Source organism: Caballeronia sp. LjRoot34, assembly GCF_964253815.1.
In the GTDB taxonomy this organism is placed as follows: domain Bacteria; phylum Pseudomonadota; class Gammaproteobacteria; order Burkholderiales; family Burkholderiaceae; genus Caballeronia.
Window position 1 is genome coordinate 2,220,549 of sequence record NZ_CAXUSB020000002.1, and the last position, 18,716, is coordinate 2,239,264.

General features: G+C 59.9%; 20 protein-coding genes and 2 pseudogenes. 7 read left to right on the forward strand and 15 right to left on the reverse strand.

Annotation, left to right across the window (positions count from 1 at the left end; all coding sequences use genetic code 11):
- Window positions 1-67: 67 nt before the first annotated feature.
- Entirely contained in the window at window positions 68-871 is an 804-nt protein-coding gene (locus ACSQ36_RS29420; RefSeq protein WP_436184685.1) for a MetQ/NlpA family ABC transporter substrate-binding protein, read from the forward strand.
- A gap of 1,004 nt (window positions 872-1,875) precedes the next feature.
- On the opposite strand, the gene ACSQ36_RS29425 is transcribed toward ACSQ36_RS29420, so the two are convergent.
- On the reverse strand, window positions 1,876-2,631 hold the full coding sequence (locus ACSQ36_RS29425; RefSeq protein WP_436184686.1) for an IS66 family transposase: 756 nt from the start codon (window positions 2,629-2,631) through the stop codon (window positions 1,876-1,878).
- Here ACSQ36_RS29425 and ACSQ36_RS29430 point away from each other — a divergent pair.
- Window positions 2,625-3,802 (forward strand): IS3 family transposase gene (locus tag ACSQ36_RS29430; protein WP_436182871.1). Its coding sequence is split into 2 segments (ribosomal slippage): window positions 2,625-2,892 and window positions 2,892-3,802, totalling 1,179 coding nucleotides; the frame shifts between segments, so codons are not numbered across the junction. The two genes, ACSQ36_RS29425 and ACSQ36_RS29430, sit on opposite strands and share 7 nt — an antisense overlap.
- On the opposite strand, the gene ACSQ36_RS29435 is transcribed toward ACSQ36_RS29430, so the two are convergent.
- The 9 genes and pseudogenes from ACSQ36_RS29435 to ACSQ36_RS29475 all read right to left on the reverse strand — a co-directional run bounded on the left by ACSQ36_RS29435 (window position 3,748) and on the right by ACSQ36_RS29475 (window position 10,499).
- Window positions 3,748-4,548: a DUF6444 domain-containing protein gene (locus tag ACSQ36_RS29435; RefSeq protein ID WP_436184687.1), complete on the reverse strand. Its 801-nt coding sequence runs from the start codon at window positions 4,546-4,548 to the stop codon at window positions 3,748-3,750. The two genes, ACSQ36_RS29430 and ACSQ36_RS29435, sit on opposite strands and share 55 nt — an antisense overlap.
- A gap of 246 nt (window positions 4,549-4,794) precedes the next feature.
- Window positions 4,795-5,010 (reverse strand): TOBE domain-containing protein, encoded by a 216-nt coding sequence (locus tag ACSQ36_RS29440; protein ID WP_031357267.1) that lies wholly within the window; start codon window positions 5,008-5,010, stop codon window positions 4,795-4,797.
- Window positions 5,011-5,081: 71 nt separating this feature from the next.
- A complete protein-coding gene (locus ACSQ36_RS29445) occupies window positions 5,082-5,864 on the reverse strand; it encodes an ATP-binding cassette domain-containing protein (RefSeq protein ID WP_436184973.1) in 783 nt (260 codons plus the stop codon).
- Window positions 5,865-5,917: 53 nt separating this feature from the next.
- Window positions 5,918-6,712, reverse strand: a complete 795-nt coding sequence (ssuC, locus tag ACSQ36_RS29450; protein WP_436184688.1) for an aliphatic sulfonate ABC transporter permease SsuC — start codon at window positions 6,710-6,712, stop codon at window positions 5,918-5,920.
- A gap of 13 nt (window positions 6,713-6,725) precedes the next feature.
- Window positions 6,726-7,874, reverse strand: a complete 1,149-nt coding sequence (ssuD, locus tag ACSQ36_RS29455; RefSeq protein ID WP_213764505.1) for an FMNH2-dependent alkanesulfonate monooxygenase — start codon at window positions 7,872-7,874, stop codon at window positions 6,726-6,728.
- Window positions 7,875-8,098: 224 nt separating this feature from the next.
- The gene (locus ACSQ36_RS29460; protein WP_436184689.1) at window positions 8,099-9,127 is read right to left on the reverse strand and encodes a sulfonate ABC transporter substrate-binding protein; all 1,029 of its coding nucleotides are present in this window, start codon (window positions 9,125-9,127) and stop codon (window positions 8,099-8,101) included.
- 17 nt (window positions 9,128-9,144) lie between these two features.
- Window positions 9,145-9,317, reverse strand: a pseudogene (locus ACSQ36_RS29465) (c-type cytochrome); the annotation flags it as partial.
- A gap of 5 nt (window positions 9,318-9,322) precedes the next feature.
- Window positions 9,323-9,469, reverse strand: a pseudogene (locus tag ACSQ36_RS29470) (sulfite dehydrogenase); the annotation flags it as partial.
- A 7-nt stretch (window positions 9,470-9,476) separates the two neighbouring features.
- A complete protein-coding gene (locus tag ACSQ36_RS29475; protein WP_436184690.1) occupies window positions 9,477-10,499 on the reverse strand; it encodes an aliphatic sulfonate ABC transporter substrate-binding protein in 1,023 nt (340 codons plus the stop codon).
- 201 nt (window positions 10,500-10,700) lie between these two features.
- Between ACSQ36_RS29475 and ACSQ36_RS29480 the strand changes: the two genes are divergently transcribed.
- A complete protein-coding gene (locus tag ACSQ36_RS29480) occupies window positions 10,701-11,729 on the forward strand; it encodes a S1C family serine protease (protein ID WP_436184691.1) in 1,029 nt (342 codons plus the stop codon).
- A gap of 31 nt (window positions 11,730-11,760) precedes the next feature.
- Here the strand turns inward: ACSQ36_RS29480 and ACSQ36_RS29485 are convergent, their stop codons facing one another.
- From ACSQ36_RS29485 to ACSQ36_RS29505, 5 genes are all read right to left on the reverse strand, one after another.
- Complete coding sequence (locus ACSQ36_RS29485; protein ID WP_436184692.1) at window positions 11,761-12,300, reverse strand: cytochrome b; 540 nt, start codon at window positions 12,298-12,300, stop codon at window positions 11,761-11,763.
- Window positions 12,297-13,391 (reverse strand): catalase family peroxidase, encoded by a 1,095-nt coding sequence (locus tag ACSQ36_RS29490; protein WP_436184693.1) that lies wholly within the window; start codon window positions 13,389-13,391, stop codon window positions 12,297-12,299. Before ACSQ36_RS29490 ends, ACSQ36_RS29485 begins: the two co-directional genes overlap by 4 nt.
- A 188-nt stretch (window positions 13,392-13,579) precedes the next feature.
- Window positions 13,580-14,443, reverse strand: coding sequence for an anti-sigma factor family protein (locus tag ACSQ36_RS29495; protein WP_436184694.1), 864 nt, complete (start codon window positions 14,441-14,443; stop codon window positions 13,580-13,582).
- A complete protein-coding gene (locus tag ACSQ36_RS29500) occupies window positions 14,440-14,958 on the reverse strand; it encodes an RNA polymerase sigma factor (RefSeq protein ID WP_165104522.1) in 519 nt (172 codons plus the stop codon). The genes ACSQ36_RS29495 and ACSQ36_RS29500 overlap by 4 nt, the downstream gene beginning before the upstream one ends.
- Window positions 14,959-15,116: 158 nt before the next feature.
- Window positions 15,117-15,839 (reverse strand): transcriptional regulator, encoded by a 723-nt coding sequence (locus ACSQ36_RS29505; RefSeq protein ID WP_436184695.1) that lies wholly within the window; start codon window positions 15,837-15,839, stop codon window positions 15,117-15,119.
- 242 nt (window positions 15,840-16,081) lie between these two features.
- On the opposite strand from ACSQ36_RS29505, the gene ACSQ36_RS29510 reads away from it, so the two are divergent.
- The 4 genes from ACSQ36_RS29510 (at window position 16,082) to ACSQ36_RS29525 (ending at window position 18,660) form a co-directional block, all read left to right on the forward strand.
- Window positions 16,082-16,360: a DUF4148 domain-containing protein gene (locus ACSQ36_RS29510; protein ID WP_436184696.1), complete on the forward strand. Its 279-nt coding sequence runs from the start codon at window positions 16,082-16,084 to the stop codon at window positions 16,358-16,360.
- A gap of 72 nt (window positions 16,361-16,432) precedes the next feature.
- Window positions 16,433-16,753, forward strand: a complete 321-nt coding sequence (locus tag ACSQ36_RS29515) for a DUF4148 domain-containing protein (protein ID WP_213764495.1) — start codon at window positions 16,433-16,435, stop codon at window positions 16,751-16,753.
- Between the two features lie 161 nt (window positions 16,754-16,914).
- Entirely contained in the window at window positions 16,915-17,334 is a 420-nt protein-coding gene (locus tag ACSQ36_RS29520; protein WP_213764494.1) for a secondary thiamine-phosphate synthase enzyme YjbQ, read from the forward strand.
- A gap of 81 nt (window positions 17,335-17,415) precedes the next feature.
- Entirely contained in the window at window positions 17,416-18,660 is a 1,245-nt protein-coding gene (locus ACSQ36_RS29525; RefSeq protein WP_436184974.1) for an aspartate carbamoyltransferase, read from the forward strand.
- The last annotated feature ends 56 nt before the right edge of the window (window positions 18,661-18,716 follow it).

Below are 18,716 nucleotides of genomic sequence, written 5' to 3' on the forward strand. Positions count from 1 at the left end.
CAGAATGGTTAGGCTAGTGCGCAAGTCATGAGAGGATTCGCGCCTGCCAACCAGAAAGAGTTTCAACATGCATCGTAGAACTGTTCTTGCAAGTATTGCCTTCGTCGCACTCGGCGCTGTCTTTGGCGTCGCCCATGCGGAAGACGCCCCGCTTAGAATCGGCACCATGAGCGGCCCCGACGCGCAGATCTGGACCGAAGTATCCAAGGTTGCGGCGCGCGAAGGCCTCAAGATCAAGGTGATCGAATTCAACGATTACATCCAGCCCAATGCCGCCCTTGACGCCGGCGACCTCGATGCAAACGGCTTTCAGCACCAGCCGTTCCTCGACAGCCAGATCAAGCAGCGCGGCTACAAGATCGTCAACGTGGGCCTGACCTATGTTGCGCCAATGGGCTTCTACTCGAAGAAGTTCAAGTCGTTGAAAGACCTGCCGCAAGGGGCGAAAGTCGGTATCCAGAATGACCCGTCGAACGGCAATCGCGCGCTGTTGCTGCTGCAGAAAAACGGCATCATCAAGTTGAAGGACGGTGTGGGTAAAGATGGTGTGAACGCGACGCCGCTCGACGTGATCGAGAACCCGAAGGGTATCAAGCTGATCGAGCTCGACTCGGCGCAGTTGCCGCGTTCGCTTGACGACCTCGCCGCCGCATCGATCAATACGGACTATGCCGTGAAAGCGGGCCTGTCGCCTACGAAAGACGCTATTGCCATTGAAGACCTGAAGGGTCCTTACGCCAATCTGATCGCCGTTCGCACTCGGGATCGCAACGCTCCCTGGGTCAAGAAACTGGTCGCCGCGTATGAGTCGCCGGACGTGAAGAATTTCATTAATACCCAGTTCAAGGGTTCGATTATTCCGGCGTTCTAAGCGGGATATCCTCGCTGCGGGCGAATCGTATCTGCTTGAACCGGGCTAGCGTTTGACGTGCTTAGGTCGTGGGCTTTTATTGGTTCGCCGTGGCGGCGGTTTTTATTATATTGACCGGTCACTAAAAATTGCATCAAGATCACCGGGATCAATCGATCGAACTTCGCCAGGGGCAGTTGCGACGAGCCTGCGCGGCGAATTGTTGGTCGGGGTTAGTACTGGGTTGGTGCTGGGTTGGTGCTTTCGGCCGTGGTGGTCTGCGAGAGTCGGATTTTCTCTTTATCACTATTAGCCACTGTGCGTGGCGGCACGTCATTTCTTGGTCCTTAGCGACAAAGAAACGAAGCAAAGAAAACGCTTTAACCGCTCTACCCTAAGTGTCCACAGCGTGCAGTTTTGATTCATAGGTGCCCCAAAAGCACGGTGCTCGCCAGAGCCACGGATGTGTGAACCCCTCCTTCTCCGAACACCGATACCCACACGCTTCGCCACCAGTGATTGAACCTGCCCAAGGGGCACCCCGCGCTATCCGCGAACGACCAACCACCAATTTGTATGCATGACGGACCACGCGCCGCCAACCCGCCAAGAAATGGGGCCGCGAAGATACGTAAGGCCATAGCCTACGAAAATAACCGCACTGACCAAGCCGCTAACCCACGAAGAACCGTAGAAGCAAATACGCGTTAGGCCGTGCTGGTTCCTGGTCAATTCGTGCTTGCCCGAGAGCGCGGGTGGTGAGGCGTGTTCATTGGCAAGCGCGAGTCTACGAGTACGTGTGAGGCGGTACGGGCTCCTTGGCAACTGGTGCTTGCCCGAGAGCGTACGGGGCGAAGCGTGTTCGTGTCAGGATTCGCGAGAAGGAGGGGTTCACACATCCGTCGCTCTGGCGAGCACCGTGCTTTTGGGGCACCTATGAATGAAAACTGCACGCTGTGGACACTTAGGGTAGCGTGGTTTAAAAGCGTTTTCTTTGCTTCGTTTCTTTGTCGCTTTGGACGTAACTAGTCAGCCGCTAAAGGCGAAGGGACGTGGCCAGCGAAGCTAAGAGCGAGCGCGGCCATGAGTGGGCGGCGTTGTTTGCGCAGGGTAGCCAGATACGATCGGATGGTGCAAAACGCCTGAAGTCCGCTCGCTGTGCGGAAGCATCCCGAGACTTTTTGTTTGAGCTTGGGCATGCGGATATCGCGTTCGGCCTGGTTATTGTCGAACGGCACGCGATGGTCGGCCACGAAACGCCACACTTGCGCGGTATGACGCTCCAGGCGCCCCAGCAGATTGTAGGCTTCGCTTTGTTTGATTCTGCCGCGCACATCTTCACGCGTGGGGTCGCGCGCTTGCTGCGGGTTGAGCTTGCGGCCTTCTCTGATCAGGGCGCGGCTGCGTCGCCGATAGTAGTTGGTGCGCGTGCGGCTCAAGCCCGTACGGCCGCAGGCAATGCTGTCATCGACCTCGCGCTTGGCCTGGCGCAGCAGCTTGAGCATGTGTTCGGCCCAGGGCTGCTGGGTCGACTCCCACACCCCGATCAACTCGCGCAGATGATGCGCATTGCATAACGCATGCTCGCACTCATAGTAGGAGTAAGGCACCCAGCCATCGTGCACTGCGATCCCGGTAAATGAGGGTAGGATACCGAAACTGTCCAGTGCTTCGCGCCCACGCGTGCGGTGCGAGCCATACCACTGTGGTGGTCTAATTTCCTCGGACAAGTCGATAGGAGGACAATCCTGAAATCGATGAGGAATTGAGCTAGATGACAAGAAGGCGCCGACAATTTGACGCCAGCTTCAAGCTGGAAGTGGTGAGGATGATACGAGACCAAGGGCTATCGCTGAGCGAGGTTTGCCGGTCGATGGAACTTGGTGAGACAGCTGTGCGTCGCTGGGTGGCGCAGTACGATGCCGAGTCCAGCGGAGGGGCCGGTGTGGGCAAGCCACTGACGGCCGAGCAGCAGCGTATTCGCCAGCTTGAGATGGAGAACCGGCAACTGCGCGAGGACAATACGCTGCTAAAAAAAGCATCGGCCTTCTTTGCACGGGAACTGAGGTGAGTTACCGCGTGGTAGCCCACTTGCAACAGGAGGCCGTATCGGTCAGTGACGCCTGTCGGGTTTTGCAGGTGAGCCGCTCTGGCTACTACGCGCACCGGCGTGCCAGGCCGAGCGTAAAGCGTCTGCAAGAACAGACTCACGTCAAGGCGGTATTCGCCGCCAGCGGCGCGAGCTACGGCAGCCGGCGCGTGATGCATGCGCTGCGTGAGCAAGGGCTACGTATCGGGCGCCATCGGGTGCGTACGCTGATGCGCGAAGCGAGCCTGCGCACGAGCTGGAAGCGCAAGTTCGTGTCGACCACCGACAGCAGACATACGTTACCTGTGGCCGCGAATGTGCTCGACCGTCAGTTTGACGTGGCCGAGCCCAATCGCGCGTGGGTTTCGGATATCACATATATCCGTACGGCCCAAGGCTGGCTGTATCTGGCGGTCGTGCTGGACCTGTACTCACGCAAGGTGGTTGGCTGGTCCATGGCGCCCACTATGCCAGCCGGGCTAGTGATATCGGCCTTGAACATGGCGCTGCAGCAGCGCTGCCCAGCACCGGGACTGGTACTGCATTCCGACCGGGGTAGCCAATACGCGAGTGATGAATACCAAGCCTTACTTAAGCAGCATCATGTGATTTGCAGTATGAGCCGCAAGGGAAATTGCTGGGACAATTCAGTGATGGAGAGATTCTTCCTGAACCTGAAGATGGAGCGTGTTTGGCAGCGCCGATACGCCAACCACGAAGAGGCACGGCGCGATATCAACCAGTACATCGTCAGTTTCTACAATGCCGTGCGCTTGCACTCGACTTTGGGTTATCTGTCGCCCGCTGCCTATGAGGCAAAACTGACAGTAAAAGAACCTATCGGTCTGTCCGAAATAACTTGACCACTACACCACGTCAGCGCCAGGGTCGAGGCCGTGTGCAGCCAGTGCAGGGTACGTCCCACGCGCATGCCGGTTTCATCGAAATGCACGACCGGCGCGCTTTGCAGCGCTTGCCCAATGAGTTCAACGGCCGGACTCAACATCCGTGCCGCTTGCGTGATGCAGTTTTGCACCGTGCCCGAACTCATGCTCAGGCCAAACAGGTCGCGCAACGCCTGCGAGGTACGCTCCAGGGGCAACTGCTGATATTGCGTCAGATAGACCGCCGCCGCCTGGATCTGGCTGCCGTACTGCACCGCCTGGCTTACGCCTTTGGGAAACTCGGCCCGATGTAATTGGCCGCAGCCGCATTGCGCCCGCTCCACGCGATGGGCTGTCACCTCAAACCGGATCACCGGCAAATCGATGACCTGGCGCTCTTCGGCCAGCACTGAAATGCGATCGGGCATGATTTCTTTCCCGCAGTTATCACATACCCGACTCACGCGATGAATCTCAACGTGATCTGGCTGCGCCACGCGTTTGAGTGTCTTGCCCTCATGACCTGGCTGAGCGCCTGGCGCGGCTCCGCTCACCGTGCGCTGCGACTTGGGTTTGGGTTTGCGCTTCAAGCCATCCGAGGACGGTGGCTTGCTTGAGTTGTGGCTGTCCTTCTCCAGCTTCGCTTCAATCTCATTCAGACGTCTCACCAACTCAATGATGAGTGCGTCCTTCTGCTCGTCCGTTAGATTTTTAAGGTTAGGCACTAATGTCATCTCCGAATCATGCCGAGCTTCGCAGCAGTTTACAAGTGCTGACTAGTTACCTTTGGACAAAGAAATGACGTGCCGCCACGCACAGTGGCTAATAGTGATAAAGAGAATATCCGACTCAGGCAGACCACTAAGGCTGAAAGCAGCAACCCGGCATTGACCCCGGCCACTAACCCCAAACCGACCACCCCAGCATTGACCCCCGTCCACTAACCCCAAAACCTAACACCCCGCCGCCCCTCAAAGCCTCGCAATAGAAACCTCCGTAGACTTCACAAACGCAATAACTTCACTCCCTACCTTCAGTTCGAGCTCATCGATCGACCGCGTAGTAATCACCGACGTGACAATTCCATACGGCGTTTCCACATCGACTTCCGAGACCACCGAACCGCGAATAATCTCCTTGATATGCCCCTTGAACTGGTTGCGTACATTGATCGCCGTAATGCCCATGGTAATGCTCCGTATTGATTGAATAGTGCCGGGGCCAGTCGACAGCGGCAATGAGTGATCGATAACCAAATCTAGCCCGGCTGCGCACCGTTCCTGAGAACACGCGACAAGACCTGTTCTTCCAACTCGGCAAACCCTTCCGCCGTGCGCAAACGTGGACGCTGCAGCGTGATGGCGGCATCGAAGGAAATCTTCCCCGCTTCGATCAGCACAATCCGCTCGCCCAGCGCCACCGCTTCCTGCACATCGTGCGTGACAAGCAGTGCGGTAAAGCGATGCTCGCGCCACAAACGCTCAATCAACGCATGCATTTCAATGCGCGTCAGCGCATCAAGCGCGCCCAGTGGTTCATCCAGCAACAACAGGTCTGGCCGGTGCACCAGCGCACGCGCAAGCGCCACCCGTTGCCGCTGACCACCCGACAATTGCGCCGGCCAATCGCCCTCCCGCGCGCTCAGGCCGACTTCAGCCAGCGTCGCCCGGGCATCCTCACGAGACGAACGCGGCAAGCCGAGCATGACGTTTTGCAGCACGCTTTTCCACGGCAGCAACCGTGCATCCTGGAACATGATGCGGGTCTCAAGCACACTGGATCCCGCCGCCGCGTTACGCTGAACAACACCACCGGTCGCTTTTTCAAGCCCCGCGATCAGGCGCAACAACGTAGACTTGCCGCAGCCGCTGCGGCCGACTATCGATACAAAACTGCCTCGTTCAATGGCGAAATCAAAGCTCGACAACACCTTGCGCTCGCCGAAATGCTTATCGACGCCTTGCAGCGAGACCGCCATGTCAGCAGGGATCTCACGGGGCGCAACCGCCGCCGGTGCACGTCCGCGTGTGGCAACGTCCAACTCGCCATCTTCCAGCAAGACTTTGCCCGATGCATACGATGCATAGCTTGATGTCACGGTTTTGCTCCCTTCTGATACGCAGGATGCCAACGCAGCGTTGCGCGCTCGATCGACTTCGCGAGCATGTCGGCGAGTTTGCCGAGCAGCGCATAAAGCAGGATGCCGACCACCACCACATCGGTCTGCAGGAACTCGCGCGCATTCATCGTCATATAGCCAATCCCCGATTGCGCGGAGATGGTCTCAGCCACAATCAGCATCACCCACATCAACCCGAACGCAAACCGCACGCCAACCAGAATGGAAGGCAATGCCCCCGGCAAAATCACGTCGCGATACAGCGCAAAGCCCGAGAGTCCGTAGCTGCGAGCCATCTCGATCAGGTCTGCATCAACGGAACGAATGCCGTGATACGTGTTCGTATAGACAGGGAAAAATACGCCCAGCGCGACCAGGAACAACTTCGCTTCCTCACCGATACCGAACCATAGGATCACCAAGGGAATCATCGCGAGCGCGGGGATATTGCGGATCATCTGCACGGTCGAGTCGAGAGCGATCTCAGCCGGCTTGAAGAGTCCTGTCCCCAGCCCGAGCACGAAGCCGATACCACCGCCGATCGCGAAGCCCGTCAACGCGCGCCATGCGCTGACCTTCACGTTCGCCCACATGTCGCCCGACTGGATCAGCTCCCACGCCGCTTTGACAACAGCCAGGGGCTCCGGCAACACCCGCGACGACAAACCGCCCGTGCGCGCAGCCAGTTCCCATGCGATCAGGATCAGGATGGGCACGAGCCATGGCGCGGCCTGTACACCGGCGCGGCGAAAAAACGGGGCGACGTTCATCGGACCTCCGGGTTCAACTTTGCGACGCGCGCGGCAAATACGACGTGCCGACGATTTCACCGAACGGCCCCGACAACGGTCCCGACGTGCGCTCTTTCTGTTCACGCGGCAGCAGCGGGAATACGAGTTCGGCGAACCGGTACGACTCTTCAAGATGCGGATAGCCCGACAGGATGAAGGTGTCGATACCGAGCGCCGCGTACTCTTTCATCAAGCCCGCGACCTGCTCCGGATTGCCCACCAGCGCCGTGCCCGCACCGCCACGTACGAGGCCGACGCCGGCCCACAAATGCGGATAGACCTCGAGCTTGTCGCGCTGACCGCCATGCAACGCGGCCATGCGCCGCTGGCCTTCCGAATCCATCTTTGCAAACGACGCCTGAGCGCGCTGGATGGTTTCGTCGTCGAGCTTGCTGATGAGCCTGTCCGCGTCGGCCCACGCTTCCTGTTCTGTCTCGCGCACGATCACATGGAGGCGAATGCCGAACTTGATCTCGCGGCCTTTATCGGCTGCGCGGCGACGGATATCGGCGAGCTTCTTTTCAACTTCAGCGGGCGGTTCGCCCCAGGTCAAATAGGTATCGATATGATCGGCCGCGATCTCGTGCGCTGCCGGCGACGAGCCGCCAAACCACAGCGGCGGATGCGCCTTCTGCACGGGCGGATAAAGTACCTTGCCGCCCTTCGAGCTCAGATGCTTGCCCTCGAAATCGATCGTGCCGCCTTCATGCGACGACTCGAGCAGACCGCGCCAGATCTGCAGGAATTCGTCCGTGACTTCATAACGGGTGTTGTGGTCATTGAACACGCCGTCACCGGCCAGTTCGATCGGGTCACCGCCCGTCACCACGTTGATCAGCAGACGGCCGCCGGAGAGCCGGTCGAAGGTCGACGCCATGCGTGCAGACAGCGCAGGTGAGGTCAGACCCGGGCGGATCGCGACGAGGAACTTGAGGCGTTTCGTGGCCGGAATCAGGCTGGATGCAACCACCCATGCGTCTTCGCAGGAACGCCCCGTCGGCAGCAATACGCCCTCGTAGCCGAGCGTATCGGCGGCCACCGCGATCTGGCGAAAGTAGTCGTAATCCGCGGCGCGCGCGCCTTGCGTCGTGCCGAGATAACGGCTGTCGCCGTGGGTCGGAATGAACCAGAAAACATTCATTGGGGGCTCCTGCCTTGCGGGTGTAAGTTCAAGTTTCGAGTAGGAAGCGAGCGCAGACGCGACGAACAAAAGTGCGGCCCATGTTCGTGCGAACGAGTCACCCGTCCCCGTTCAGATGATTCATCTTAGCGATGCTCACTTTAGGCATGAACGATTTATTTAAGCTAAGGTTCTCGCCAATTCTGCTTATGCGTCTCTAGTGATGCAGGAGCGCAATATCCAGCCTAAACGACGCTCCAGCGCGCATCGGTCACCACCAGCTTTTTCGGAATCAGCTTGAGCTCGGTGAAGGTATCGGCAATCTGTTGCTGGTACGCAAGCGTCTCCGGCGTGATCGGCTGCACGCCGTAGGCCGTGCGTTTCAATGCGCGTTCAAGCGTGGGCTGATCCAGTCCGACCAGCGGTGACAAAAGCTTCGCGGCATCCGGAACGTTGTCGCGCCCCCACCTGTCGACGTGGTCCAGTTCCTCCAGCAGCGCATGCACAAGCTGCGGCTGGGCGGTCGCGAACTTACGGGTCGCAAGGTAGTACTGCGTGTTGCGCACCAGCCCGGTGCCGTCCGCAATCACGCGTGCGTTCGCCTGACGTTCAACGGCCGCGAGATACGGGTCCCAGATGACCCACGCGTCGACGCTGCCCTGCACGAACGCCGCGCGCGCGTCGGCGGGAGCCAGATAGACCGGCTGGATATCCGCATATGAAAGCCCCGCTTTCTTCAGCGCAACCACCAACAAGTAGTGGACATTCGAGCCCTTGTTCAAGGCCACTTTCTTGCCGCGCAGATCTTCTACCTTACGGATAGCCGAATCGTGCGGCACGACAATCGCTTCGCCTTGCGGTGCAGGCGGTTCGTTGCCAACATAAACGAAGTCCACGCCCGCGGCCTGAGCGAAGATCGGCGGCGTTTCACCTACCGTACCGGCATCGACCGCGCCTGCGTTGAGCCCTTCCAGGAGTTGCGGTCCGGCTGGGAATTCAAGCCATTGCACGGTGACGCCTTGCGCTGCGAGCCGTTTTTCGAGCGTACCGCGCGCCTTCAGAACGACGAAGTTGCCATACTTCTGATAACCGATGCGGAACGTTTTCCCCGACTCCTCGGCGCGTGCCGTCTGGCTCGCCAATAGTGCGGCGCCGCCGGTCAGGATGCTGGTGGCTCCGGCGCTTAAGGCGGCTATCTTCAGCAATGTACGACGGCGTGATGGAACGGCCAGTTGCGGTGACGTTTCGTTTTTTGTTGGGTAATGGTCGGACATGCTTTGCTCCTTGATATTCAGAGGCGGCCGGGACATGGATCGGCTACGAAACCGCCACGGTTCGGCATCCTTACTTTCTGTAGAGACTGTGCATCAAGCCGCGTGTCGGCGGTACGATGCCGTTCTGATTCAACAGGAATGCGCCAAGCGCATAAACTTCGTCAGCCGACAGGGACTCCGGCGCGTTGTAAGCCGTGACGGCCGGCCGTAGGGATGTTCGAGGATCGGTGCACCGGGCGTCTTCGACCATGATGCGATCTCAAGTGGTTTGAGTAAGTCGGCAGCGAGACTGCCGAGCGGACGCCGGCGTCCCGGTGAAGGTGAGAACTGACGGGAGGTCATCGGAAAATTACGGCTGTGTGGCGGCCAGCGATGCCGTCGCCACATTCGCCGCGACCGCCTTGCGCGCGGCGAAGTCCCAGACGAGCGCACCGGCGGTATCGACGGGCTTGGGCAGCAGCTTCGCCTGATAGAAGATGTCGGCAATCGCTTGCTGCTCGCCGAAGTTCTTCGCCACGACCGCACGCACGACGTAGGTGCGCCGCGTGTTGGCGCGCTCGACCGTCGCCTGGTCGAGACCCCACACCGGGGCCAGGATCTTCGCCGCTTCCTGCGGATGCGCCTTGGTCCAGACGCCCGCTTCAACCAGTTGCTTGAACACGATGTCGATGATCTGCGGATGCGCTTGCGCAAACGGCGTGGACGCGAGGTAATACCGCTGGTACGACGCAAGCCCGTCTCCACGGATCAGAATGCGCGCGCCCGGATCTTGCTCGACGGACGCCACGTACGGGTCCCACGCGAACCACGCGTCGACGTCGTTGCGCTCAAACGCTGCGCGGGCATCGGCGGGCGCCAGGTAGCTGATCTTGACATCCGCAGGCGAGAGTTTGGCGCGTGCCAGCGCGGCGAGCAGCAGGTAGTGGCTGCCGGCAGCCTTCGTCACCGCAATGCGCTTGCCCTTCAGGTCGGCGAGCGTATGGATGGGTGCATCGCGATGCACGATCACGGCCTGCGCCGAGGGCGACGGCGTTTCCTGCGCGACGTAGACGAAGTTGGCGTTGGCTGCCTGAGCAAAGACCGGGACGGTATCCGCCACGTCGGCGCTGAAGTCCACCGCGCCCGCATTCAGCGCTTCGGTAAGCGGCAGCCCGCTCGCGAATTCACCCCATTCAATGCGCACATTAAGCGGCGCCACGGCCCGTTCCAGGGTGCCGCGCGCCTTCAGGATCGCGATCAGCGTGGAGGATTTCTGAAAACCGATTCGCAGCTTGACGGGGTCGCCCGAAGGCGTTTGCGCCATGGCGCTCGTAGCGCTCAGGGCAGTCACAGCCAGCGCGAGACACGCGGCCAGACGGATGAAGATTTTCATGGGGGCATCGCAGGCAGATTAGGCAGCCGACCATACTAACAACGCGCGCGTCCAGCACTAAACGATCAATCGTGATATCGATTGCAGCATGGATGCTGAGACGGTTGCGCGGGCGCTCCCGGCAGCGCGGCATGGGCTCGACGGGCTTGAAATAGCCGCAAGAATCCCGCATCTCATGATCCATTTATCCGGAGCACGATCATGGGAAGCCGTCCCCAATTCATCGATGATCTCTCGCGCGGCCCCGCCGGCGCCGCGTTTGCAAGCCCGCTCGGCGACGAGGCCCTGCTGGACGCTTACTCCCAGACCGTGATCAGCGCACTCGAACGCGTGCAGCAGGCGGTCGCCTTTATTTCAGTCGAACGACGCTTGCCCGGCGACAAGAGCGGCCGCGGCGCGCATGGAGGTTCGGGCTCGGGATTCATCTTCACGCCCGATGGTTATCTGCTGACGAATAGCCACGTCGTGCACGGCGCCACGCAGATCCGCGTGACGCTCGCGGACGGCGCGAAGTTCGATGCCGACCTCGTCGGCGACGATCCGGACAGCGACCTCGCGGTGCTGCGCATTGGCTCAGCCGACGCTTTGCCGCACGTCGAGCTGGGCGAATCCGGCAAGCTGCGAGTCGGGCAGATCGCGATCGCCGTGGGGAATCCTCTCGGCCTCGCGCAGACGGTCACGACGGGCGTAGTCTCGGCACTCGGACGGTCCCTGCGATCGAACTCCGGACGCATGATCTACGACGTGATCCAGACCGACGCCGCGCTCAATCCCGGCAACTCAGGTGGCCCGTTGATCAACTCGGCGGGTCAGGTGATCGGTGTCAATACGGCGATCATTGCCGGCGCCCAGGCGATCTCGTTCGCGACTGCAATCGATACCGCCAAATGGGTCATCATGCAGCTCTTCGCGTACGGGCGCGTGCGGCGCGCCTATATCGGCGTGGCCGGCACGACAATGCCCATCTCGCGCCGCGTGCAGCGTTATTTCGAGCTGCCGGCGGCAAGCGGCGTACACGTAATGGAGGTCGTGAAAACGAGCCCGGCCGCGCTCGGCGGATTGCGTACGGACGACAGGATCGTCGCCATCGACACGCTGGCGGTAGATAGCGTGGATAGCTTGCAACGCTCGCTGGATGCTTCACGTATCGACCGGGCGGTGAAAGTGACCGTGTTGCGCGGCACGCAAAAGCTGGAACTGGACGTGACGCCGGTCGAACAGGCTGGATAAAACGACCGGCGTGGTGTGACAGGCGGGCCGCCTAGTCGCGGCCTTTCGCCATGCTCGAAAACACGCCGTCGCGTCGAATCAGTCCATGGAACAACGCCGCGGCGAGATGCGCGAGGAAGGTCGCGAACAGCAGCAAGGCGAGCACCGTATGCGCTGATCGGAGCAACGCATACAGGCGCACGTCCTGCGGGACGATGGGCGGCAGGTTCACCGGTCCGAACAAGTGGATCGGAAAACCGCCGGCCGACAGCATCGACCAGCCGACCAGCGGCATGGCGAACAACAACGCGTAGAAAACCCAGTGCGACAGATGTGCAATGTGCTGCTGCCAGCGCGGCATGTCGTCGGGCAGAGGCGGCGTGCGATGGGTTAGCCGCACAATGAAACGCACACTCACCAGCACAAGAATTGCAATGCCCAGCGGCTTGTGAATCGCGAGCAGCGTCTGATGCCATGAAGATAAAGTGGCCACCATCCCCACGCCGATGAACAACGTTGCAATGACGAGCGGCGCCATGAGCCAGTGCAAAAACCGTGCTGACGGGCTGAAGTGCTTTTGATCAGCGCTCATTCGTGACCCCGTGCCGGTGATTGAGCGGAGGCCAGATGCTGCGCCTCCTCATGCGTGCGGCGGTTGTAAGAGACCGCATAAGCGGAAGAGCGCGCGGCCAGCAGCGGATCGGCCGATGGCTCCAGGCCATCGGGAAGAATGGTCGGATCGTAGTTGATGTCCCGGCAATCGCCGTCGCTCTGTGCGCTCTCGTGCTCTATCACTAATGTTCCTGCGTCAATGTGCGGCCGGTCTTCGGGCCACGCTTGAGTTGCGTCGGTGGTTGGGTCGCCGGGCTTGGCCACCGTCAGGATCAGGTGCCAACGCAACGGACCGCTTGCCAGCCTGCCGCGCAGTTCGTTATCGAGAAAGTCGTGTTCACCCTTCTGTTCCGCGGTGACGGGTGCGTATGGCGCTTCAGGCACCATCGACCAGCGGACGAAATGCGTCTTGCCGTTTGCATCGATTGCACGAAATGCATTGATGCCGTAATAAGCCGCATTGCCGAAACTGGAAGACGGCGGATGATTTTTCACCCAGATCTGGAACGGCGCGGTCTCGGGATGCGCCGCAAAGAACGCCTTGAGCTTTGCCGGATCGGGCTTGCCCGTGACAGGGTCCGGCTTCGACGCCACCAGTTGCGCGAAGAAAGCCTGCGGTGTATTAACGATAAACACCGGCGTATTGTTCATGCCCGTGCGCCATTGCTGACCGTCGGGTAACTTGAAATCCAGTGCCATGCTGCGCACCGGCACGCTGGCGTCCGGGGCTGACGGATCGCTGCCCGGTATGGCGAAGCGTCCAATGATTGGTGTCCGCACGGCCTCGAACACCTCAGCGTGAGAGATGTCCGACGCCTGGCCATTGCCTTCGAAATATCCCGACACGCATACGCCCTTCGCATGATTGCGGCGGAATCCGGGATGAACGCCCGCATTCGATTCGAAGGTATTGATAATGCGCTGCGGCGTCAGGCGATGCGGTGTCACGAAGCCGGCAACATAGACAAAAGCGCCGCCGACAGCCGCCACAACCGCGCCGATAGCCGCAAGCCTGAATAGCGGAATGGTTTGCCGCCCGCGAGGGCGAGGTGAGAATGGGTCAGTCGTCATGTGGAGTGATCCGGTTTGTTGCCCTTGCCATTAATTCGATATCCTTATCGATTCGAATTTTCAAGGAACGCGCGATTTTCTTCTATAAGGGGGTTCTACAATGGTAGTGAACTACTTTGCGTAGCCGAATATTCCGGGGCCTGTGCAATTAACCGGCCAACGCTGCGCCCCGGAACAGATACAGTCACTTATTGCGTAGACACTGAAGCGCCCGAGGGTGCCTTTGCCCCGCCCATCGCGGTCAACTGCGAATAGACGTCGTGTGAGAGGTCAAGCAGCACCTTCCGGTCGATCGCGCCAGACACTGCGTAGCCAAAATCGCCATCGATCCAATAAAATACGTTCACCGAGCCGTCCTGATACAGCTTGAACGCGGTCGTGTCCGAGCTGATCTTGCGATGCGATATACACAACGTAATACGCTCGCCCTTCGCGTCGTGGTACATGAACTGCGCAACCGGGCCGTCGTCGCCAGGCAGCAGGCGGCCGCCCATCAACTCGAAGCCCGAGCGGGTCAGTACGGGCGGACGCACGTCCGTACCCAGCCGGTTCGAGATCCACTGCACCAGTTCCTGCTCCCGATCCGCGCCGACTTCCACGGGCCGCGTCACTTCCGGCGCGTACATGACATGGGCGATCGCCGATTGCCGCGCGAACGATTCGCCAACGGCATAACTTGCACGTTCCACCGATCCCCCGCCGCTTCCGGGCATCGAGGTGTCGTGGCCCATGGTCCCTGTCATGCCCGCCACGCCAATCCCGACGCCCAGTACCAGCGCCGCGGCCATGCCCGCGAACTGCGGCCAATTGGCGGCAGCACGCCAGCGCTTGGGTTCCGGTGGTAGCAAACGCTGTGGCACGGGTTCGCTTAGCACGCGGTCATAGCGATCATGAAACATGCTGTTCAGCGAGAAATAGTCGCTGACCTTCGTAGCCAGTGCTTCGTCGCGTTCCAGCAGGCGATCGATCTCCTGGCGGCGATGTTCCGCCAGCGATCCGTCGACATAAGCGTGAATTTCGTCTTCACTGATGGGTGTTTGTTGGTCGCTCATCGCACCACCTGTAATTTAGCGCCCGGTTGCGCGCCGGCCATCAACGCGCGCAGTCTTTCACGTCCGCGCGAGAGGCGCGACATGACGGTCCCGATCGGGATTTCCAGCGCCTGCGCCACATCGGCGTAACTCATTTCTTCCAGTCCTACCAGCAGCACGACCTGCCGCTGGTCAAGCGGCAAACGCTGCAACGCGAAGTCCAGATCGCGCATTTCAAGCGACTGTGTTTGCGTGCCCGGCACGGCAAATTCGCGCTCGGAAATGTTCTCGTCATCGACGGAAACATGCACCGCCTTCACGCCCGCCCGGCGCGCCTGATTCGCGAACACGTTGTGCATGATCGTGAACAGCCACGCGCGCAGATCGGTCCCGGACTGAAACTTCTCGGTATGCCGGAGCGCGCGTTCGAGCGTGTCCTGCACCAGATCGTCGGCGAGATCGCGATTGTTGATCAGTGCTCGCGCGTAGCGGCGCAATCGCGGCACATGCTCCATTAATTCGTCACGGACGCCCATCGGCCTTCCTTCATTTTGTAAGCTTACGCAACGTTCGATAAAACGCCGCCCTGATGATGGACTAACACCGGGTCGTGGCAAATATTCCCGTTGTCGGCGTGCTTTTTTGCCGAGTGCGCGATTATGCCGTCGGCAGCTTCATGGCAGCGGCCTGATACCTAGCTGCCCGTCATCAGGTCGGCGGCCAGCATCAAGCCACGAGTCTTCGCACGACCCGCCAGCACGTAACGCTTGCCACCCGCCGTCCATGCAAGCAAGCGGCTCGCGCCCACGCGATGGGCTCTCCATTGAGGCTGCGGCTGCGCAAACAGGCCCGGCGCCATAAGCAGCACGGCGGCCTCGCCGCCTCGATTGCGGTAGACGAATTCGGTTGCCGAAGCGAATGGCCCCACGGACATTTGCCGGCGCGCAACGGCACGAAAACCGACACCGGACAGATCTGGGGCGCTCGCCAAAACCTTCACCGAGCTTTCATAGCCCACCGCACCCGATGCCATCTCTTGGGCGGCGACGGCCTGTTCGAGCGCCATCATGGAGGCATTGTCGAGCGCTGAATCGGAAATGTCGAACGCAAAGATTGCTGCGGCAGCGACTGCCAGCATCATGACTGCCGCGACCAGCAGCGCACGAAGGCTGCGTCTTGACATGCGCCTCACCGGAGCCGGCGCAGGTGGCGCATCTTCGTTGTCGGTTTCGTGAAAGGCGTTCTGCATCTGCCAGTTCAGGCGACCGTAAAACGCGACCCGATCCGCCTCGTCAGGGCGGCTCTTCAAATACGTTGCGACGCTCGCCGCGCGTTTCGGATCGAGCATGCCGTCGGCGAATGCCTGGACGTCCGACTCCGAGAGTCTGGGTTCCGTTGGGGGTTTTGTTATGGGCATGATCTGGCAATGTTTGGCTGTTCGTACAGGGGCGAACACGAAGTGCCGGAGTTTATTCCACACCAGGCGTAAAAATCCCCTACGCGCGTAAACACCGTCTCCAGCGGGTTATTCCGCGTCTCCTCAAATAAATTTTCATTCTTCCGAACATAAAAATAATCAAATTCATCGGGAATATCCCGATGCCATTCCGGGTTCTCTCCATTGCAAGCCGCACACATTCAACCTCGCAGGAGAGAGCCATGAAAACCCTTAGCGTCGCAGTACTGTTTCTCGCCACTATTGCCTCGGCACACGCATTCGCTCAAACCAAGACCCGTGCCCAGGTCTATCAAGAGTTGATCCAGGCTCAGCAGGACGGCCGCGATTTTGTCACCGATACGTCCTACCCCGACGTCAACCCGATCTTCGCGCATCAACTCGAACAGCAACAAGAAGCCCGCCTGGCACAAAACCAGACGACCCACGCCAACTCGGTAGCCAGCGCAACGGCCGGCAACTCGTCCAGCGCAGCGAACTGATCCATCGCGTCAAATCAACCCATGCAAGCCGGTTAAACAAATCGGAATCCTAACTTTACTATTGAGGTCATCATGAAAAAATTCCTTATTTCGGCTCTCGTTATCTCGTCGGCACTGGCCGCCCCTGCCTTCGCTTTCGCGCAAAGCAACATCCCCGTCACCCGCGCCCAAGTCGAAGCCGAACTCGTTCAACTGGAAAGAGCCGGCTACAACCCGGGCGGTGAAGACGTCAACTACCCACAGGACATTCAGGCCGCCGAACAACGGGTCGCCGAACAACAAGGCATTGCGTCTTCGTCGTATGGATCGGCGGACAACGGCACGTCGGCATCGGGTACCCGCGTGCAGGTTGCGCCGGACGACGCCACTCAATCGACCTACTTCGGCCATTGAGCCGCATGTACGGCAAGACCGCAGCGCGCGACGATCACCGCCAGCATTTTCCTCGTCCGATCCGCGCGCTCGATGTCTGCCGAAACCCGCTCCAGCCGATAAACTTCACAGGCACGCGCGACTCTTTCCCCAATCGCGCATTCCCTTCCGGAGACATCGACATGAAGCAGGCGCTCCATCATCTGAGCGTGCCCACACGCACGCGCGGACTGCACGAAATTACCCGCGACATCCATCGCTGGATCGATCTCCAGGACGTCCGCACCGGTCTGCTGACCGTGTTCCTGCGGCACACCTCGGCTTCCTTATTGATCCAGGAAAACGCCGACCCCGACGTCCGCACAGACCTGGAACAGTTCTTCGAAACCATTGCGCCGGAAGCGCCCGGGCGCTACGTCCACGACGCGGAAGGTCCTGACGACATGCCAGCGCATTTGCGAACCGCCCTGACGCAAGTCCAGTTATCCATTCCCGTCGATGCCGGCCGGATGGTCCTCGGCACGTGGCAAGGCATTTATGTCTTCGAACACCGGCGCGCCCCAAGTAGGCGTGATGTCGTATTGCACCTTTTCGGCGAGTGATTTAATATACGCATCGCGTACATAACCACCTACGGAGCGCCCATCGTGCAAGCTCAACAGCAAACCCTCCTGCGCGATGCCATGCGCCGTCTGAACATGACCCGCGACGCGTTCGCGAACCGAATTGGCGTGACACGCCGGGCATTGGACACCTGGCTGCTCCCGGACGAATCGGCGGAATCGCGGGCCATGCCCGAGATTGCGAGCCGCTATGTCATGGAGCTGGTAGAAAGAATTCCATCCGGCGACGAATATACACAACGCGTATATTCTCCATCCATTCTTCACGAAGGCCGGCCGCACCTGCTTTCCGTCGATCAGTTTTCCCGTGATTCGGTCGAAGCGCTGTTCCAGGTCGCCGACACCATGCAACCCATCGCGCGCCGCCAGAAAATCACGCGCGTGCTCGAAGGCGCGGTGCTTGCCAATCTGTTCTTTGAAGCCAGTACACGCACGCGTGTCAGTTTTGGTGCGGCGTTTTGCCGGCTGGGCGGCTCGGTGTGCGACACGACCGGCTTCACGTTTTCGTCGATGGCAAAAGGCGAGTCGATCTACGACACCAGCCGCGTGATTAGTGGCTACGCCGACGCGCTCGTCGTGCGTCATCCGGAGAAAGGCTCGGTGGCGGAATTCGTGCGCGCGACCAACGTGCCCGTCATCAATGCCGGCGACGGCCCCGGCGAACACCCCAGTCAGGCGCTGCTCGATCTCTACACCATCCAGCGCGAATTTTCGCGCGTGGGAAAGATTGTCGACGGTTCGCATATAGCAATGGTGGGCGACCTTAAATACGGCCGCACGGTCCATTCACTAGCCAAGCTGCTGGCGTTGTATCGAGGACTGAAGTTCACGCTGATCTCGCCCACCTCGCTTGAGATGCCCGCTTCCATCCTCGATCAGATTAATCGCAACGATCATGTGATCGAGCAGACCAACGACTTGCAGACGGGGTTGAAGGGCGCGGATGTGGTGTATGCAACGCGGATTCAGAAAGAGCGTTTTGCGGACGAATCCATTGAAGGTTACACGCCGGATTTTCAGATTAACCAGGCGTTGGTGGACAGCGTGTGCGGGCCTGATACCTTGATCATGCATCCGTTACCACGTGACGGGCGGCCTGGGGCTAACGACCTGAGCACCGACCTCAATCACGATCCAAGGCTGGCAATCTTTCGGCAGACAGACAATGGCATTCCGGTGCGCATGGCGATTTTTGCGGTGCTCTTGGGCGTCGAGCGCCAAGTCCAACACTCCATGCGCGACGCCGCATGGAAGTCGCCGGCTTACATCGGACCTGACGACGCGGTATTCCACGGCATCGATTAAGCGATCTATACAGCGCCGCAAGCAATATTAACGTGGCGTTTACACGCAAAAAGATA

What these genes read in the sequence shown, in the direction of transcription:
- ACSQ36_RS29420 (WP_436184685.1), top strand. Translation starts at nt 68, where the DNA reads ATGCATCGTAGAACTGTTCTTGCAAGTATTGCCTTCGTCGCACTCGGC.
- ACSQ36_RS29440 (WP_031357267.1), bottom strand. Translation starts at nt 5,010, where the DNA reads ATGGGCATTACGGCGATCAATGTACGCAACCAGTTCAAGGGGCATATC.
- ssuC (WP_436184688.1), bottom strand. Translation starts at nt 6,712, where the DNA reads ATGAACGTCGCCCCGTTTTTTCGCCGCGCCGGTGTACAGGCCGCGCCA.
- ssuD (WP_213764505.1), bottom strand. Translation starts at nt 7,874, where the DNA reads ATGAATGTTTTCTGGTTCATTCCGACCCACGGCGACAGCCGTTATCTC.
- ACSQ36_RS29460 (WP_436184689.1), bottom strand. Translation starts at nt 9,127, where the DNA reads ATGTCCGACCATTACCCAACAAAAAACGAAACGTCACCGCAACTGGCC.
- ACSQ36_RS29475 (WP_436184690.1), bottom strand. Translation starts at nt 10,499, where the DNA reads ATGAAAATCTTCATCCGTCTGGCCGCGTGTCTCGCGCTGGCTGTGACT.
- ACSQ36_RS29480 (WP_436184691.1), top strand. Translation starts at nt 10,701, where the DNA reads ATGGGAAGCCGTCCCCAATTCATCGATGATCTCTCGCGCGGCCCCGCC.
- ACSQ36_RS29485 (WP_436184692.1), bottom strand. Translation starts at nt 12,300, where the DNA reads ATGAGCGCTGATCAAAAGCACTTCAGCCCGTCAGCACGGTTTTTGCAC.
- ACSQ36_RS29490 (WP_436184693.1), bottom strand. Translation starts at nt 13,391, where the DNA reads ATGACGACTGACCCATTCTCACCTCGCCCTCGCGGGCGGCAAACCATT.
- ACSQ36_RS29495 (WP_436184694.1), bottom strand. Translation starts at nt 14,443, where the DNA reads ATGAGCGACCAACAAACACCCATCAGTGAAGACGAAATTCACGCTTAT.
- ACSQ36_RS29500 (WP_165104522.1), bottom strand. Translation starts at nt 14,958, where the DNA reads ATGGGCGTCCGTGACGAATTAATGGAGCATGTGCCGCGATTGCGCCGC.
- ACSQ36_RS29505 (WP_436184695.1), bottom strand. Translation starts at nt 15,839, where the DNA reads ATGCCCATAACAAAACCCCCAACGGAACCCAGACTCTCGGAGTCGGAC.
- ACSQ36_RS29510 (WP_436184696.1), top strand. Translation starts at nt 16,082, where the DNA reads ATGAAAACCCTTAGCGTCGCAGTACTGTTTCTCGCCACTATTGCCTCG.
- ACSQ36_RS29515 (WP_213764495.1), top strand. Translation starts at nt 16,433, where the DNA reads ATGAAAAAATTCCTTATTTCGGCTCTCGTTATCTCGTCGGCACTGGCC.
- ACSQ36_RS29520 (WP_213764494.1), top strand. Translation starts at nt 16,915, where the DNA reads ATGAAGCAGGCGCTCCATCATCTGAGCGTGCCCACACGCACGCGCGGA.
- ACSQ36_RS29525 (WP_436184974.1), top strand. Translation starts at nt 17,416, where the DNA reads ATGCGCCGTCTGAACATGACCCGCGACGCGTTCGCGAACCGAATTGGC.